This is a genomic window from Paenibacillus sp. J22R160 (assembly GCF_059692135.1).
Map to the genome: position 1 here is coordinate 66,388 of NZ_JCAUAU010000024.1, position 16,521 is coordinate 82,908.

Below are 16,521 nucleotides of genomic sequence, written 5' to 3' on the forward strand. Positions count from 1 at the left end.
CCTGAATAACCTAAAAAACCACCCCAATCGGATGGTTTCATGGATGATATTCGATTAATTTCGACAAATTTTTCATTTCTCTTGTGCATATTTCTTCTTGTTGTGTAATTATCCTTTCACAGCCCCATCCGTGATTCCTTGAATAATCCAACGCTGGAAGAGCGCGAATATGACGACAATCGGAATCGATGACAAAATCAGCGAAGCCAGAATCAACGACCATTCCCGGCTGTACTTGCCGAAGAACATATTGATTGTCAAAACTAGCGTATATTGGCGAAAATCGGTAAGCATTAAGACAGGCAGTAGGAAATCATTCCACAGCCACAATAGATTCAAAATACCGATTGTAAATGTAATTGGAAGCAGCAGTGGTAAAATGATCATGAAAAAGGTTTTAATTTCGCTGCATCCATCCATTTTGGCGGATTCATCTAACTCTCGCGGAATGCCTTTTACAAAACCGTGGTACAGAAACACGGCCATACTGACACCTAATCCGGCACAAACAATGCCTAGACCGAGAGGCGATCCTTGAAGCCCTAGCGATTTGGCCATCTTGGTTAAAGTAACCATGATCGTTTGAAAAGGAATCAGCATGGATGATACGAACAGCATGAAAATCACGTTGCTCAGCTTCCCAGGCGTTCGGGAAAGCTTGTATCCCGCCAAAGAGCTGCATAACACGATGACGACTATCCCTGTTACAGTTACAACAATCGTATTCCAACCGCTCTTGAGCATGTTCGCTTTGCTAAAGGCCTGCACATAGTTTTCAATGTGAAGCTTGACAGGAAGGCCTAGAACAGAGCTGTACATCTCTCCTTGCGTTTTAAAAGAATTCAGTATAGCCATATAAATAGGAAAAAGGAAGAAAATCGATAATATAGCCAATATCAATAGAGACAGCCCTGCATACTGCCGCTTGTTCATGCCTCTACCTCCCGTTTCTTCATGACGGACACTTGAATAAGCGTAATGACAAGTATGATCAAGAAGAGAATAATCGCTTTCGCGCTGGCATACCCATACCTGAAATTGCGCTGATAAGCCTCTTCCAGAATATTCATAGAGATAACTTGCGTTGCCCGGGCAGGACCTCCGCCTGTTAAAGCATAGATAAGGTCATATACTTTAAACGAGTTGTTCAAGGTTAAAAAGATGCAGATCGTGAGCGCATGCGCAATCAATGGCAAAGTAATGTAGCGCAGCATATGATGAGGCTTGGCGCCGTCAATAATCGCCGCTTCTTTGAGATGCATGGGAATGCCTTGAATGGCAGACATATAAATAATCATTAAAGTTCCTATACCGCCCCAAACGGAAACGAGCATGATGGTGTAGAACGAAATATTAGGGTCGCCTAGCCAGGAAATATCGAGGAATTTCAAAACGGCATACTTGGACAATGCTGGCATGACCTTTGTAAATACGAAAACCCACATGAAAGTGCTGATGATAATGCTTAACATGCTCGGCATGAAAAAGATGGTTCGAAGCCACCCTTTTCCTTTGCTTTGAGATTCAATCATTAGGGCAAGCAGCAAGGCGATCGCGTTCTGAAAAACGACAGCAAACAAAACATATTTGGCTGTAAATAGAATCGATGATCGAAAATTCGCATCATCGCGAATTGCTTCAATGAAGTTCTCTATCCCAACGAAGCTGTAATGTTTATTCAAGCCATCCCAGTTCGTAAAGCTGTAATAAGAGCCTTGGAGCATCGGAATAACAAGAAAGGTCACATACATGATAAAAGCGGGCAGCACGAACAAGATCAATGATGTATGGTCTTTGACAAGGCGTTTCAGCACGCGGGCTCACTCCTTAGGAAAATCTCGTGCTCTGCCCTGATCTTTCCAGACCAGGGCAGAGCACAACATGTCTTCCAATCTTTATTTTTTGTTCGCTATGGCATTTGCGTCTTTCCAGGTTTTATCCAGATCCTTAATGACATCATCGGCGGACATTTTCTTGTTAAAATAAGCTTGTAGCGCTTTCCCTGATTCATCCTTCACAGCTGCTGGAATCTGTGGATCTTTGTAGGCCTGCCCTTTGTTCACATAAACGGAAGCATCCTCAACCCAAGGATAAGGCTTGAACGTGTGGTTTTTGGATACTGGATTGAATTTCAATCCTTGATACAGACCGTTTGACGCTTGATCATCCAAAATGAAATTGAGCAGATCTGCGGAAACTTCCTTATTTTTGCCTTGGGAAGCCATCGCTAAGGAAGTTGACACGGAAACGTTGATTTGTGTTGCATTAGGATCATCATTGATAGGAAGTGGAGCAACCCCAAACTCGAACTTATCATTAGCTTTCAATATGCTGTCCGCATCCCATGGTCCTTGCACCCACATTGCAGCTTTGCCGGCAGCAAAATCAGCAGCTCCGTCATCGTTGCCTACCTCGAATACACGATCGGTTCCATTGCTGTTAACAAGATCGATGATCCCGAACATCTCTTTCACTTCGGCAAAACTTCCTTGATTTTTATTCATTTTATCAACAAAATCCTTATGGCTTGAGTTGCCTAATCCACCAATGGTTAGAGGCAAGAACAGCTGAGGTATCCAGCTTTCTTTGTAGCTGAGCATAAACGGCTTGATTTTATTGTCATTTAGCTTTTGAACAACGGCCTTCATTTCCGTTAGAGTAGACGGCGGTTTAATACCTAGATCTTTGAAGATTTTTTTGTTGTAGAGATACCCCCATGCCAAGCTTTCCATAGGTACCGCTACTACTTTGTTGTCGATCGTCACAAGTGTCTTGATGCCATCAATCAGCTTAGGGGTAAGCGGTTGTTTCGTTAAATCGTCCAAATAACCAGCTTTGTAGTAATCAGGAATGTCGTTTACTGCATGGAGACTGAATATATCCGGTACGTCACCGGTAGCTAGACGAGTTTTTAAGATTTGTGTTGAATTATCGGAGCCTGGATACTCCGTGTTAATCGTAACCTCGATATTTTTCTCCTTCTTTTCTTTCTTAGCAAATTCAGCGAAGTATTTCTCGAATTGATCACGAAAACGGTCCAAGCCGCCAAGGAATACTTTCAATTCAACCTTTTTAGCCGCACCCTCGCTTTTGGAATTGCTGCTTTCTCCAGGTGTTCCTTGACCAGAAGAACAAGCTACTGTGCTTCCTAGCATCGTCATTGCAACAATGATTGCAAATGCTTTCTTCATTTTGTCGCCTCCCCTATTATGGTAACGCTTACGAACCCTAGTATACTCAAGAAAGCGTAACCATTCATTGGACAGAAAAAGCGTCTCGGACTGGACAATATTGATATCATTGGGCTGGCTTAAGCTCTCCTTAAGCATCCTGTCTAATCTGAGATGGCGTCATTCCTGTCATTTTTTTGAATATACGGTGAAAATAAGTAAGATCTGAATAGCCGACTGTTTCTGCGGCGCTCTTGATGGATACGGAAGGATCCTGAAGAAGCTGAAGCGCTTTCTCCATTCTTTTAGCAATCAAGTAATCCATGACGGTAACACCGATTTCTTGTTTAAACGTACGGGACAGATGCTCTTTGCTAACAAAAAACTTACTAGCAATAGTTCCAAGGCTCACTTGTTCTGCGTATGAAAGATCGATATACTTCCGAATCTCGTCGATATTAATACGATTCTTGTTTTTCCTTTGGTGAATTAAGGCTTCCAAGATCCCAACATAAGTGGTCGTCAAAACCCCGATCCACTCGGACACTGGCGTATCATCCGTGACGAAAAAATGGCTGGCGCTTGCTTGCGCATCGGGTGTTAATTCGCTTCCTGAAAGCGCGCATTGCTCCTCCAAAAGCAGCATGAATTGCTTGTAAAGCGAATTATTCAGACCCGGCTGCAGGATCTCTTGATCGCTCAACGTTTGCTCCAACTGTTTAAAACTCTTCTTGACCGCCTCGGTGTTCATCTCTTGAAAATATCTGATGACAATGTGCTTTAACTCGGTGATGACCTTTAATAACTGCTTGTCCAGCGGTTTGGCAGCATGGATTCCCCGTGTTACGCCCAGTTCTCGAACCGCTTTCTCCAAAGCTCTATTTAGCTCTTCCGGATTGATTGGCTTTATCAAGTACTCATCCACTTTGGATAAAATCGCCTGTTTCATATAGGTGAAATCATCAAATCCACTAATGACAATTTTGCGTATAAACGGATAGTCCTCACTTATTTTTTGAAGAAGCTGAGCTCCGTCCATCCCTCGCATTTTCATATCCGTAATGACAATATCAGGATGTATCTGCGCTATGATCGTTAGCCCGCTAAGCCCATCCTCGGCTTCCTCAACCTGAGAGATGCCTAGTCGCTCCCAATCGCCCAAATGCCTTATACTGTTGCGGACCCAGAACTCATCATCAATAATGACAGCTTTCATTGTAGAGGCTCCTCTCCTTTAATTATTGCTGGGATAACGACTTTGACCGTCGTTCCGACACCTTTTGAGCTGGTGACAAACATTCCGTACTCTTGACCGAAAATTAGCTTAATCCGTGAATTCACGTTATTCATTCCCATGCTTTCCCCAATCACATGATCCTCCCCTGGGCGGTTTAATTGTCGCCGAATATCCTCCAATCGCACCTCATCTATGCCTTGACCGTTATCTTCAATGCTAATCTCAATTTCATCCATCATCTTCTCCACCCTGATCGTTATCATCCACTGGCCCATCTGGCCTTCCAGACCATGGACGAAACAATTCTCCACAATGGGCTGGAGGATGAATTTGGGGAGCTCGTAAATTCCGCAGTCTTCTTCGATGTCAATCTGAATATGAATCGTGTCCTGAAAGCGCAGCTTTTGAATATGCAAATAGTTCGTAACATGTTCGATTTCATCGGCCACAGTGACAAGATCTGATTTCATTTTAATCGTATAACGAAATAATTCACTAAGCGCTCTGACATACTCATAAATTTCTGGCGCATTTCGTGAGAGGGCAACCCCACCAATGGATTGCAGCGCATTATACAGAAAATGCGGATTAATCTGTGCCTGCATCGCTTTCAGCTGCGCAGTCCTCTTCTCGATTTTACTTTTATACTCAATTTGAACCAGCTCTTTAATTTTCTGAAGCATAGAATTGAACCGTCTCTCTAGTGTACCAATCTCATCGCTCCGTAACTTTTCGACCCCCACATTGAAATTCAGATGCTCCACGGCCTTCATCGACCTCGTCAGTCGAATAATCGGTTTCGTCGTGAAATAAGCAATTAAAACGGAAAGAATAATAGCCAGAAGAATAGAAACCATCGCTGTATAAAAACTAAAGCTCAGCGTGTTGGAGGCGCCTTCATTTACGTAGCTAATCGGAATAAATTTCACGATCCATAAATTGGCCGATACCACAGGCTGGTAAAACAGAATGCCTTGCTTGGATTCAATAAAGCCAGGTTCCATCGGACTGTGTATCGCCTTATCCAGCATCTCCTGGTCGATCATCGGTTGCACGGGGTAAGGATTGTACATGATGTTTCCTTGTGCGTCCAAAACGAGCACTTGACTATTGGGCTCCGAATGGATCATCTTGATGACGTTATCCATCATATTCCATCTTGCTTCAATAAACACACCACCGAGTATCTCATGATCTTCAAACCGATTCATGCTGCGCACCAATTTGAAATTATTGTGTGTGGATTTCACAATTTTATTGACCGTTTGATGATTATTTGCTGATTCTCCCCCTTCCAAGGCGAGATTAACCATTTGATCTGTTGATCGAACGGCATCTTTATCGACGATATACAAACGCCGCTTGGCATTCAGATACAGCGAGATTGAGGCAATATTCGTATTGTTGGCAACATACAGGGATCTGAGTTTCTCATCAATATACAGTTTTCCTGTATCCAGATCGCTACCAGTGCTCATCGTTTCACCATTCGTATTTGGAAATAAGTTATTATCCATAAGTAGGGAATACGCCACCGAATGCAATTGGCTAAATTTTTCATCGAAATATTTGGCAGACCAGTCCATTCTTGATTCATTAGAACGTATGATTTCCAAACTTAATGATTGCTTGGTGTTCTTTGCGGCAAAGATCGTCACTAAGGTTAACGGCAAAACAGCGATAATCACCATTAGAATCATAAGCTTGTATCTCATGCTCATTTGAAAAGGAGACTGAAGCCGCCGAGTCATATTCCTAATTTCCATAGTCAATCCCCTTTTTTATTGTTAGTTAAGATCTTCGTCATACCACCTTGTCTTTTCCTCCTGTTTTGTTATTGCATCGCAAGTAAAATTCATGCTACTGTGAGAGTGGAAACTCCACTACATGATCACGATAAGGTAACTGTTAAATGAACGAACTTTTCATGGACTTCTTAACGATTTTACTCCCTACTTTTTTCTTTTTCTACATGGCAGTAACCTTAATTCATCGAAACATGAAAAGCATGTTGAACCGAATTGCTGCTCTCCTCATGCTTGCTTTTCAGTTTTATTTTTTAGGGGAGTACATTAAAACATCTTTGTTGCCTGAGTATCAGATGCAGATTGTCCTTTATGGAAATAGCCCGATGCTTCTGCTCGTCATTTGCTGCTTGGTCCATCTCAGCATTCTCATCGGAAGCCCTGCTACTTCGTCGTTCAAGCGATTTTTACCTTTCATTTACGCAGCGCCTTATGTCCTATGGCTTATATTTTTAATTACCAAAGATCATCGCGTATTATTCAATGCTGCTGTGACAGATGGACGGAGTCCTCTTGATCCGCTATTTCTACTAGTTACGGTTCTCCTCGTAGCAGGATATATCCTTCTTTCGGTCATTATCCTCGTTGTATCTTGGTATCGTGTGAAGGTAGTCAAGCATCGACAGGTTCTGCGTTCGCTGCTTCTCAGCTTATTTTTGCTATTTGCCTGGTTTGTCTTTGTTACATCTATTCTTCAATCGAAGGTAGTAACGTCAAGGAATGCAATGATCCTATTCTTTATCGGCTATTTGCTATGGGCTATTGCCCTTCGTCATTTGGTTGGTAAATATGACATCATGCCGGATTACCGCAAGCTCTTTCATATTCTTTTCAAATCTGCGCCAACCGCCATCCTGCTTCTGGACCAAAAGGGAGCCATCAAAGAAATGAATCCAAGGGCCAAACAATGGTTTGAAGGGATCCCTGTTCATCATATTATGAGCTATTTCCAGTTTGAAGATAACTTGCCCGTAGTCGATATGTTGGCCCTGGTTCAACAAGAGAATGAAGCCCAGTGGGAGGCTCAACTGCATAATCCGAATAAAGGTGATTTGGATTTGGTTATGGGTCTTGAATTGATTGAAGAAACTGACGAGAAGTTATTTGTAATGCACCTTACGGACGTTACTTCTCTGAAAGTTGCGGAACGTAAATTATTGAAATCAGAACAAAATTACAAGTATCTAGCGCACCATGATTCACTTACGGATTTATATAATCGCGCTGCCCTCCACGAGCTGTTGCAAGAAAAGATAGCGCGTCGAGAATGTTTTGCTCTTATATTAATTGACCTAGATAATTTTAAACCAATTAATGATCGATACGGGCATTTGGTCGGTGATCTTTATCTGAAGCATATTGCACATACTTTGGAACACAGCTCCCAACCTAATGATCTGATAGGACGGATTGGGGGCGACGAATTCGTTTGGATCCTTTCCACCATTGATGAAAATAGCGAATTAGACCGTGTAGTCGATACGCGATTGTCCCTCTTACAGAAGAAACCTTTTACGTATAAAGGAATTGAAATTCCGATTTCGTTTAGTGCCGGTGTCAGTCAATATCCCCGAGATGCGACGGACATCACGACATTACTGAAGAACGCCGATGAGGCCATGTATACGATGAAACGGGCAAGGAAAAATGTGGTTTCCACCTAAACCATAGGAAATAAACAGCGGCAGCCTTGGATTAAGTCCTCGGCTGCCGCTGTTTATTTCGTTGTCGGTTTTGATGTCTTGGTTACCTTTACGTTTAGCAATCTGGTTCTGGTAAACATCCCAGCACTTTCTAATGTCCGTTTGGATGCCTCATTGTAATACCAGCATCCGCAGATAGGTGTTAAATCGTGGTCATAACACCAAACTTTCAATTTCAAAATGATGCTGCGCCCAATGCCTTGTTTTCTATAGGATTCATTCGTAAACATGCCTATACTCGCCATTCCCGAGAGCATACTGCTTTTTTCCAGGACGCCGATGCCAAGCAAGTCTGCCCCGCGATAATAAGTGAATATTTCTCCGTTCTCAATCCTTCTTGTATAGTGGTCGAGAAAATCACCGCAAATCTGCTGGATTATTATAAGGTCATCTAGAGTAGCAAGGGCAAAAATACCCCCCTCAATTGCGTTATCCACGGCTATATTAACCCGAGTATCTTGGAAAAAATAGGCCTGCTTCGTTATGGTAAAGTCTTTATCTAAGGCTAGACTTACGAATTGTTCATCACAGGTTGGAACGAATAGGGACGTTATTGCATGCTTTGCAATCATTTGATCCATAAGCTCTTGGGCATACTTTAGATAAAATGGCCGAATGAAAAATTGAGTAAGCAGCTGACTATTGTGAATTGCCGAATACCCGACTTCTTCTGATTCATCTAGGAACAAATAAAAAGTAGAGCTGAGAATATGCTCCTCCAAAAAAGCATCAAAAGGGGAAGATAAAGTGCGAACATACTCTTGCATGAGATGCTGTACTTCATTCATATTGCATTCCTTAATCAACAACCTGACCACTCCTCTCACGATGATAATGACCTCTCACCCACCATACCGTGATGTTGATCTCGAGATCAATGGATAGTCTGGTTATAGTTAATTTGGATCTGCTCCACCTAGTACTTTAAGGTGAATCAGATCGGAATAATGTCTACTTAGTGTTTGCATCTACATCCATAGGAATGAGGACGCTGAATTTAGTGCCTATCCCCTGTTTGCTCTGAACGCGAATCGTTCCACCCAAGGCTTCAATAATTCGGTAACTGACCATGAGTCCGAGACCTGTACCTTTCGACTTCGTTGAATAGAAGGGATTCCCTAATCGCGAAAGCTGCTCTTCATTCATTCCGATACCCGTATCCATAATTTCAATAACAGCACGGTTATTTTGAGCAAAGGCATGAATCGTTATTTTCCCGTTTTTCTCGATCGCTTCGGCTGCATTTTTAATTAAGTTGATCAAGACCTGAGTCAATTTTTTCGAATCTGCATAAATATATACATCCTCCAACCGGCTATCCACAATATGACCTTTTGACGTAATGTAAGGTTCGGTAATGCTTATTACGTTAGTCAAATGGGCTTTAACATCAATTTTTTCTACCTTTTCAGCTTGAGGCTTAGCATACATAAGGTATTCGGAAATAATGCCTTCCGCCCGATCAATCTCTTCTAGTGCAAGAATCGAATACTTAAGATCCGTTTCATTTTGCGTTCGTGACTTTAATAATTGAAGAAAACCTTTGGATACCGTAATAGGATTTCGAATTTCATGAGCGATAGTTGCGGCAAGCTCACCCAAAACGCTAAGTTTCTCAGATCGGTATATTTCATCCCGCATAAGGATGTTGTCTCGCATCGTTTCAATGAAAAAGAAAGTGATAAACGAACAAACTGTAAGAATGACGCAGTAATACACAAAGAAAACCTCATGATGAACCATATCTTTGTACAATTGAATGGAGCTCCAAATAGATACAATCAATGCTGACAATAATGAAAAAAACACACCCATTACAATATTTTGTTTTCCTGTTATTTTTTTTCGGAGCTTCAGAAATACAACGACAATAATGAATATAGGAATATAAGATAAGGCGGTTACTATAAACCCGCTCCCCCCGAGATAGAACCGATAAAGGAGCAAAATAATGGCCACAAGCACTCCTGAGCGATAACCCCCGTAAATAAGCGCTACTAGAAAAGGAATGATTCTAAGATCATAAATATATCCCGGGAAAACCGTAAAAGGAAAAGACATGCAGCATACCACGGATACACCGGAAAACACACCGATAATTAATTTGGAATGTTTATTCTTATACAATCCAAAAGCAAAGTATGAAAGGGCACCTACCAAAATAAATAGAAAGTTTAACAGTATGTAATCTAGCATAAGGCGCCTCCCATACATAGTTATTCAATCTTGATTATGCATGAAAAAAGTCACTTAGCAAATAGCCAAGTGACTTTTCTTTATGATTTCCTCGCTAATTCTATAACCGATTGAATGAACGGTGCTTTCATTTGGGTATAAGTCACTCTATCTTCTGAGTAGATAGAGGCAAGATGCTTCTTAAGCTCGGCATATTCGGTTATTTTCTCTTGATGACTTCGGAGATAATCCCGGAATAACAGATTATTTGTCCACTCGCTGCTGGTAATTTCATATACGTGAAGGTGATGCGTTCCTTTACGCCATTCACCTTTTCGAAAGAAGCGGCGCTTGGGAAACTCTATTTTCGGAACATATTCGTAATTAAGCTTACTTAGAGGTTCTATAAATAAGTCTGCTTCATCAAGATGATTCACCCCAACTGCAATGTCCACTATTGGTTTTGAGGGTAATCCCACTACAGAGGTACTGCCTATATGTTCAATATAAACGGCCTTGTGTTGCAGAGATTGGTGTATCCTCACCTTCTCCCTCTCAAACTCTCTAGCCCATTCTGGCGTGTATGCTTTGATCACAACTTCCTCGGCCACATGAATCACCCCTAAATGTTAATAACAATATATACCTAACCCTAAATTTTACTAACAACTTCTTTATTCTGAAGCAAAGCTACCAGGTAGGCCAAGGTCAATCCTTGACCCCATCCTTGCACTCTTTTCTTAGAAATCACCTTGTAATCATCTACGGAGTACATGACTGCCGTACCTGCAGATACGTTTCGTACCGAACCGTCTTCATCGATGTTTGCCAAGATGCCCTCATACGCTTTGGCCATATCATTTTGATGCAGCGGGTGCGCATAAGTTACGAGTGCAGCGGCGATACCAGCGGATGCTGATGTTTCCTCATAGGAGGTTTCATCATTCAATACCGTGCGCCACAGCCCATTCTCAGATTGCAGCCTGACTAGAGCGCTTAATTGATCGCCAAGAGCCCCACCGATTTGCATCCACATGGGCATGAAAGGATTCAGCATTTTGTACGACTGTGCCATTGTATAAGCAGCCCATGCATTGGCTCTGCCCCAATAAATAGCAGACAAATGATCTTTTCTCACATTATCCCATGCGTGATAGAACAAATTCGACTTCGTGTCCTGCAGGTATTCTTCATGCCAGTAAAACTGATTGAGCGCATCGTCAATGTAGGCCTTATTATCTAGTTTAAATCCAAGCCGCAGCAGGAAATACGCCGCCATGAATAACGTATCCGCCCACGCCTGCTCTGGAAAATCATTCTTCGAGGATACCGTATGTTGGAAAACACCTTCCCCGAATCGGATGGCATCTTTACGCAGATATTCGGCTTTCAACAACGCTAGGTCAAGGTACTTGGAATCGCCCGTGGCTTCATGCAACGTCAGCATGGTATGCCCCATGGCGCAAGCGTTAACCATCATCGGCGGCAACCCGAGCTCCAGGTACTCGTCCACCCATTTAACCAAAAAATCGATGTACGCCTGATTACCGGTCACTTCCCAAGCTTTGCAAATCCCATAATAAGCCACTCCGCAAGACCAGTTCCATGTGAAATCCATATTCATCGTTCTGCGGACTACCCGGTCTATGAGCTCTTTTACTTCGTCTTCGTTGCATTCAAATTTCCGCATAGGATCGATACCTCCGATTTATACTACCTGATGGAATTTATAGTTTTAACACACATTATCTATAAAAATAACATACTATTCGAAGGCATTCTCCGCATTTTTAACTGAAAAATAAGCAAATCTCGCATATCTTGCTGCGATTCAATAGAGCCGTTTAACTAGTAGACTGATGAGACTCCCGCAGCTGCAAAAATAAACATTAACGACAAAGGCTACCGACAGTAACGAATCGGTAGCCTTCTTTTATTTTAAAATTAGCTCCTGATTCAGCTGTTCAACCAACTCAAGCAGCTCCAGAGGCTCGCGAATTGTATAAGCAGGCACCTCTGTTTCATCCGCAGGTGAATGAGGATAGCGCGTTGTCCAGCTTTGAAAGACACTCGCTATTCCAAGCGCATTAGCGCCTTTGACATCACGGCTCAAATTGTTGCCAACCATGATAATACGCGAGCAATCTGCCTCGCTAAGATCAAGCGCGCCTATCGCCGCCTTAAACATTCGAGGGCTTGGTTTGCTTGCTTTAATCGTCTCTGAATAAATCATCGTTGTAAAATAATCATACAAATTATTTTGTTTATATACGTTCTTAAACGACTGTGCATCCCCATCGGCCACCAAGGCGAGCGTATAGCCTCTTTCAAAAAGAGTCCTCACCATAATATCTGCTCCAGGTATCAAATTCGCGCTTATAACAATCCCCTCGGCATCTCGGACTTCGGTTGATTCATCGATAATCGTATCTCCGCTATCCAGAAATATGATCAATTTCTTGTCAGTCATGTTGGAGTCATCCTCGCTTTTCATAATGTCAGAATACTTGTGTTTAGGCCAATGTGGAAAGAAGAGATTTCATACGAGCAGGAATCTCACTCCGAAGTTCTTCCCAAGAAACGAAGATATCTTCTGGCGCCCACTCGTGCAGCTCATACTCAAAGGTTGGTTGAAACCGGAAGGTCTGCATATGCTCTTCGGCTAGCTGGTCAATACCCTCCCCTGTTTTAAACTCACCTTTAAACATGTCTGGCTCAAGCACGCCCCCATCTCCTATCTCCATAAGGCAGCAGGACTCCACATTAGGAAGCAAACGGAATACCTCTGCCAGCGGAGACATCGCATGTTTGCCTGGCTGCACAAACAGACTGACGCGACCGTCATCCGTTCTATTACTGCCATCGCGCATAACGCCAAGCAGGTATCGCCCATGGAAGCTTACTTCGCATGTGAGGATTGCCCCCTCATGGTCGATATACATCCAGACATGTTCCAGGTCATACATATGCTGGATATCGTAATCATAATAAATCGCGTATTCGATAACCATTTGAACCTTATCAGGATCAACTTCAATATTTCTGTTAAAAGATTGTGAGGGCCCGGAAGACTTGAAAACGGTAACCCCTACGCGATCAGGCTTAAATGGTTCAAGACGATCCATATATAGCAGAGGCGCAACACGAACCACAGTGTCCCAATGCGGGATATTCTCGGATATTTTCATAGTAGAACTCCTCCTTTGATTCCTTTGAGCATTAATTCATTCGCATAATGACAAGCAGCCAAGTGCCCCTCGCCCACCTCTTGTAATTCGGGTGCGGTTGTCTCGCATAACGACGTTTTGTAATTACATCTTGGATGAAAATGACAGCCCTTCGGCGGGTTTGCTGGATTCGGGACCTCACCCTGCAGGATAATTCTCTCCCTTTTTATCGCCGGGTCGGGATTAGGCACCGATGAAAGCAGCGCCTGCGTGTAAGGATGCTTTGGCTGCTGAAATAAGGCTTCAGTCGTTCCAAGCTCCACAATTCTCCCCAAGTACATGACGGCAATTCGGTCAGAAATATGGTTAACGACGGATAGGTCATGCGAAATAAAAAGATAGGTCATTTGATATTGCTGCTGCAAATCCTTCAGCAAATTAATAATTTGTGCCTGTACGGAAACATCAAGCGCTGATACAGCTTCATCGCAAACGATAACTCTAGGATTGGTGATGAGTGCTCTAGCGATTCCGATACGTTGACGCTGTCCTCCCGAGAAGGCGTGCGGATAACGCCTCAAGTAGCTAGCATTTAAGCCCGTTCGTTCAGCCATCTCAACAACCATGCTTTCAATTTGCGATTTAGTCAATCGTGAAGATGCCCTTAACGGCTCGCTGATAATATCGTAAACGGTCATTCTAGGATTCAAGGAAGAATAAGGGTCTTGGAAAATCATTTGAATGTCTTGTCGCACATCTTTATACGCTTGTTTCTTCAGCTGCAAAAAGTCGACTTTCTGGCCGTCCTCTGTATAGTAGTACACTTGGCCTGAGGTCGCTTCGATTCCCCGAACTAAGCACCTGCCAAGCGTCGTCTTGCCGCAGCCAGACTCGCCTACCAGACTAAATGTCTCACCCTTATGAATGGTAAACGAAATATCCGAAACCGCTTTGACCGAAGCTGCCCTGCGTGTTCTTCCGATCCCTTCGGACGCCGGGTACTCCTTGACTAGCTTCTGTACTTGCATAATTAGCTGATCGGTCATGGCTGCACTCCGTTTCCATTTGGTTTATCGCTATACAGAAAACAAGTGACCCTATGATCATCAGACAGCATCGTCTGCGGAACTTCATACTTATCGCAAAGACCCGGAATCCGATCCTTACAGCGATCGTAGAATCCGCACATCGGAGGCATGTTGATAGGAACGGGCACTGTTCCCTCAATGGATTCTAAACGAGCCTTATTGCTGTGGATGGTCGGAATAGAACGCAGCAGTCCTTGTGTATAGGGATGCTTCGGATGATGGTAGATTTCTTGTACGGGCGCTTGCTCGACAATCTTTCCTAAGTACATGACCGCGACTTCATCGCACATCTCCGCTACAATTCCTAAATCATGCGTAATAAACACAATAGCCATGCCAAAATCCCTCTGAAGCTGTTTCATTAACTCCAAGACCTGGGCTTGAATAGTTACATCTAGTGCGGTTGTTGGCTCATCGGCAATGAGCAGCTCGGGTTCGCAGGATAGGGCCATAGCAATCATCGCTCTTTGCATCATACCACCGGAGAACTCATGTGGATACTGGTGGAATCGCTTGTCCGGGTTTGAAATCCCCACACGCTGCAGGATGTCAATCGTCATTTGGACGGCTTCCTTTTTCTTTTTGGTCCGATGAAGCAAGATGGATTCAATTATTTGATTGCCAATCGTATACAAAGGGGAAAAAGCAGCCATCGGCTCTTGAAAAATCATCGCGATTTTGCTTCCACGAATGGCACGAATTTCAGCCCCGTTTCTTTTGAGCTTCACAACATCGACATCCCCAAGCTGGATGGATCCCGAAATGACGGAAGTCTTCGGCTGAATGCCAAGAAGAGCCTTGCCAGTAATACTTTTGCCACAGCCAGACTCCCCTACGATGCCCAAGGTTTGACCTTTCTTCACATGGAAACTAACCCCGTTCACTGCTTTTAACATGCCCCGGTCTGTTGGAAAATGTATATTCAATTCATCCACTTGAAGAAGTGTTTGAGATTGCTTTACTGTAGCCGATTCGGCCATAAGAAATTACCTCACTCAATTAGAATGTATGTATTATTTGTAAGGATCCGCCGCATCCCGTAAGCCATCGCCCAGAAAGTTGAAGGAGAGCACCGTTGTGATAACAAAGATAAGCGGGATCAATTTCCATGGATACAAGGCGACATTTTCCATTTGCTGAGCTTCCTGCAGAAGCACTCCCCAGCTTGCCGCAGGCGAGCGAATGCCAAGCCCGAGAAAGCTCATAGCGGTTTCACCGATAATCATTGCTGGAATAGCAAGTGTCATCGTGACTACAAGATAGCTCATAAATCCAGGAACAAGGTGTACGCCAATAATTCGTGCACTGCTGACACCGGAAATTCTTGCCGACATAACATAATCTTCATTCCTTAAGGACATAAATTTACTGCGTACAACCCTTGCCAGCTCAGTCCATTCAATCAAAGCCATAATAATCGTAATGTATAAAAACATTTGCACGATAGGAACCTTCGGAGGTATCGCCGCAGAGAGTGCCATCCACAGTGGCAGCGTGGGAAAAGAGCGAATAATCTCAATAAGCCTTTGAATAATCGTATCGATGACACCGCCGAAATACCCAGAGATCCCCCCAATCAACAAACCGAGGATAAAGCTGATGCTGACGCCAACAAGCGGAATGGTAAGTGAAACCTGGCTCCCAAGAACGATTCTTGAGAACAAATCCCTTCCCATGCCATCCGTACCAAACACGAAAAATTTCCCAGGCGCTTCGACGCCAAATAAATGTTTATTGCTTGGAATTAGACCAAGAAACTTATACTCCGTTCCCGTGACAAAAAATTGAATCGCATACCTTTTCTCCGTATCCTCTACGAATATTTTTCTAAGCGTTTCCGGATTGCGTTCCGATTTGAGACCATATACGAAGGGAACAAAGTGGAATTTATTTTGGGCATCTATCCAATGCAATTTGGACGGCCGGCTGTTTAAATTCACGCTGTCATAGCTGTCCAGCCCTTGCGGGGCGATGAAGTTGCCGAATAATGCCAACAAGTACATAAAAGTTAACAAAAAAAGGCTGACTCTTGCCAGTTTATGCTTCATTAGCTTGCGTATCATCAGTCGCCAGTGAGAGGCAGCGTAATAGGTTTCTTCTTTATTTACTGCTGCATAGCGTTTGGACCATAAGAGATTTGACCATAAAGTTGAACCGCTAAATCTCGTTTTCATTC

At 43.2% G+C, this 16,521-nt stretch carries 15 protein-coding genes; 1 reads left to right on the forward strand and 14 read right to left on the reverse strand.

Annotated features, from left to right (window positions below; genetic code table 11):
* Positions 1 to 108: 108 nt before the first annotated feature.
* From AC58UW_RS29070 to AC58UW_RS29090, 5 genes are all read right to left on the reverse strand, one after another.
* The gene (locus AC58UW_RS29070) at positions 109 to 933 is read right to left on the reverse strand and encodes a carbohydrate ABC transporter permease (RefSeq protein WP_497424049.1); all 825 of its coding nucleotides are present in this window, start codon (positions 931 to 933) and stop codon (positions 109 to 111) included.
* A complete protein-coding gene (locus AC58UW_RS29075) occupies positions 930 to 1,751 on the reverse strand; it encodes a carbohydrate ABC transporter permease (protein WP_497424087.1) in 822 nt (273 codons plus the stop codon). Before AC58UW_RS29075 ends, AC58UW_RS29070 begins: the two co-directional genes overlap by 4 nt.
* A 144-nt stretch (positions 1,752 to 1,895) precedes the next feature.
* Entirely contained in the window at positions 1,896 to 3,191 is a 1,296-nt protein-coding gene (locus AC58UW_RS29080; protein WP_497424050.1) for an ABC transporter substrate-binding protein, read from the reverse strand.
* Between the two features lie 130 nt (positions 3,192 to 3,321).
* A complete protein-coding gene (locus tag AC58UW_RS29085; protein WP_497424051.1) occupies positions 3,322 to 4,386 on the reverse strand; it encodes a response regulator transcription factor in 1,065 nt (354 codons plus the stop codon).
* A complete protein-coding gene (locus AC58UW_RS29090; RefSeq protein ID WP_497424052.1) occupies positions 4,383 to 6,173 on the reverse strand; it encodes a sensor histidine kinase in 1,791 nt (596 codons plus the stop codon). The genes AC58UW_RS29085 and AC58UW_RS29090 overlap by 4 nt, the downstream gene beginning before the upstream one ends.
* Positions 6,174 to 6,379: 206 nt before the next feature.
* Here AC58UW_RS29090 and AC58UW_RS29095 point away from each other — a divergent pair, with 206 nt between their 5' ends.
* A complete protein-coding gene (locus tag AC58UW_RS29095) occupies positions 6,380 to 7,876 on the forward strand; it encodes a GGDEF domain-containing protein (RefSeq protein ID WP_497424053.1) in 1,497 nt (498 codons plus the stop codon).
* A 53-nt stretch (positions 7,877 to 7,929) separates the two neighbouring features.
* Here the strand turns inward: AC58UW_RS29095 and AC58UW_RS29100 are convergent, their stop codons facing one another.
* From AC58UW_RS29100 to AC58UW_RS29140, 9 genes are all read right to left on the reverse strand, one after another.
* Positions 7,930 to 8,724 carry a GNAT family N-acetyltransferase gene (locus tag AC58UW_RS29100; RefSeq protein ID WP_497424054.1) on the reverse strand — a complete coding sequence of 265 codons (795 nt, stop codon included), beginning with the start codon at positions 8,722 to 8,724 and terminating at the stop codon, positions 7,930 to 7,932.
* Positions 8,725 to 8,866: 142 nt separating this feature from the next.
* Positions 8,867 to 10,111 (reverse strand): ATP-binding protein, encoded by a 1,245-nt coding sequence (locus AC58UW_RS29105; protein ID WP_497424055.1) that lies wholly within the window; start codon positions 10,109 to 10,111, stop codon positions 8,867 to 8,869.
* 80 nt (positions 10,112 to 10,191) lie between these two features.
* Positions 10,192 to 10,701 carry a GrpB family protein gene (locus tag AC58UW_RS29110; RefSeq protein WP_497424056.1) on the reverse strand — a complete coding sequence of 170 codons (510 nt, stop codon included), beginning with the start codon at positions 10,699 to 10,701 and terminating at the stop codon, positions 10,192 to 10,194.
* Positions 10,702 to 10,742: 41 nt separating this feature from the next.
* Entirely contained in the window at positions 10,743 to 11,780 is a 1,038-nt protein-coding gene (locus tag AC58UW_RS29115) for a glycoside hydrolase family 88/105 protein (RefSeq protein ID WP_497424057.1), read from the reverse strand.
* 243 nt (positions 11,781 to 12,023) lie between these two features.
* Entirely contained in the window at positions 12,024 to 12,560 is a 537-nt protein-coding gene (locus tag AC58UW_RS29120; RefSeq protein ID WP_497424058.1) for an HAD family hydrolase, read from the reverse strand.
* Positions 12,561 to 12,603: 43 nt separating this feature from the next.
* On the reverse strand, positions 12,604 to 13,278 hold the full coding sequence (locus AC58UW_RS29125; protein WP_497424059.1) for a hypothetical protein: 675 nt from the start codon (positions 13,276 to 13,278) through the stop codon (positions 12,604 to 12,606).
* Entirely contained in the window at positions 13,275 to 14,303 is a 1,029-nt protein-coding gene (locus AC58UW_RS29130) for an ABC transporter ATP-binding protein (protein ID WP_497424060.1), read from the reverse strand. Before AC58UW_RS29130 ends, AC58UW_RS29125 begins: the two co-directional genes overlap by 4 nt.
* Positions 14,300 to 15,325, reverse strand: a complete 1,026-nt coding sequence (locus tag AC58UW_RS29135; protein ID WP_497424061.1) for an ABC transporter ATP-binding protein — start codon at positions 15,323 to 15,325, stop codon at positions 14,300 to 14,302. Before AC58UW_RS29135 ends, AC58UW_RS29130 begins: the two co-directional genes overlap by 4 nt.
* Before the next feature lie 33 nt (positions 15,326 to 15,358).
* Positions 15,359 to 16,519, reverse strand: coding sequence for an ABC transporter permease (locus tag AC58UW_RS29140; protein WP_497424062.1), 1,161 nt, complete (start codon positions 16,517 to 16,519; stop codon positions 15,359 to 15,361).
* Between the last annotated feature and the right edge of the window lie 2 nt (positions 16,520 to 16,521).

What these genes read in the sequence shown, in the direction of transcription:
- AC58UW_RS29070 (WP_497424049.1), bottom strand. Translation starts at nt 933, where the DNA reads ATGAACAAGCGGCAGTATGCAGGGCTGTCTCTATTGATATTGGCTATA.
- AC58UW_RS29075 (WP_497424087.1), bottom strand. Translation starts at nt 1,751, where the DNA reads ATGTATGTGACCTTTCTTGTTATTCCGATGCTCCAAGGCTCTTATTAC.
- AC58UW_RS29080 (WP_497424050.1), bottom strand. Translation starts at nt 3,191, where the DNA reads ATGAAGAAAGCATTTGCAATCATTGTTGCAATGACGATGCTAGGAAGC.
- AC58UW_RS29085 (WP_497424051.1), bottom strand. Translation starts at nt 4,386, where the DNA reads ATGAAAGCTGTCATTATTGATGATGAGTTCTGGGTCCGCAACAGTATA.
- AC58UW_RS29090 (WP_497424052.1), bottom strand. Translation starts at nt 6,173, where the DNA reads ATGGAAATTAGGAATATGACTCGGCGGCTTCAGTCTCCTTTTCAAATG.
- AC58UW_RS29095 (WP_497424053.1), top strand. Translation starts at nt 6,380, where the DNA reads ATGGCAGTAACCTTAATTCATCGAAACATGAAAAGCATGTTGAACCGA.
- AC58UW_RS29105 (WP_497424055.1), bottom strand. Translation starts at nt 10,111, where the DNA reads ATGCTAGATTACATACTGTTAAACTTTCTATTTATTTTGGTAGGTGCC.
- AC58UW_RS29115 (WP_497424057.1), bottom strand. Translation starts at nt 11,780, where the DNA reads ATGCGGAAATTTGAATGCAACGAAGACGAAGTAAAAGAGCTCATAGAC.
- AC58UW_RS29120 (WP_497424058.1), bottom strand. Translation starts at nt 12,560, where the DNA reads ATGACTGACAAGAAATTGATCATATTTCTGGATAGCGGAGATACGATT.
- AC58UW_RS29125 (WP_497424059.1), bottom strand. Translation starts at nt 13,278, where the DNA reads ATGAAAATATCCGAGAATATCCCGCATTGGGACACTGTGGTTCGTGTT.
- AC58UW_RS29130 (WP_497424060.1), bottom strand. Translation starts at nt 14,303, where the DNA reads ATGACCGATCAGCTAATTATGCAAGTACAGAAGCTAGTCAAGGAGTAC.
- AC58UW_RS29135 (WP_497424061.1), bottom strand. Translation starts at nt 15,325, where the DNA reads ATGGCCGAATCGGCTACAGTAAAGCAATCTCAAACACTTCTTCAAGTG.
- AC58UW_RS29140 (WP_497424062.1), bottom strand. Translation starts at nt 16,519, where the DNA reads ATGAAAACGAGATTTAGCGGTTCAACTTTATGGTCAAATCTCTTATGG.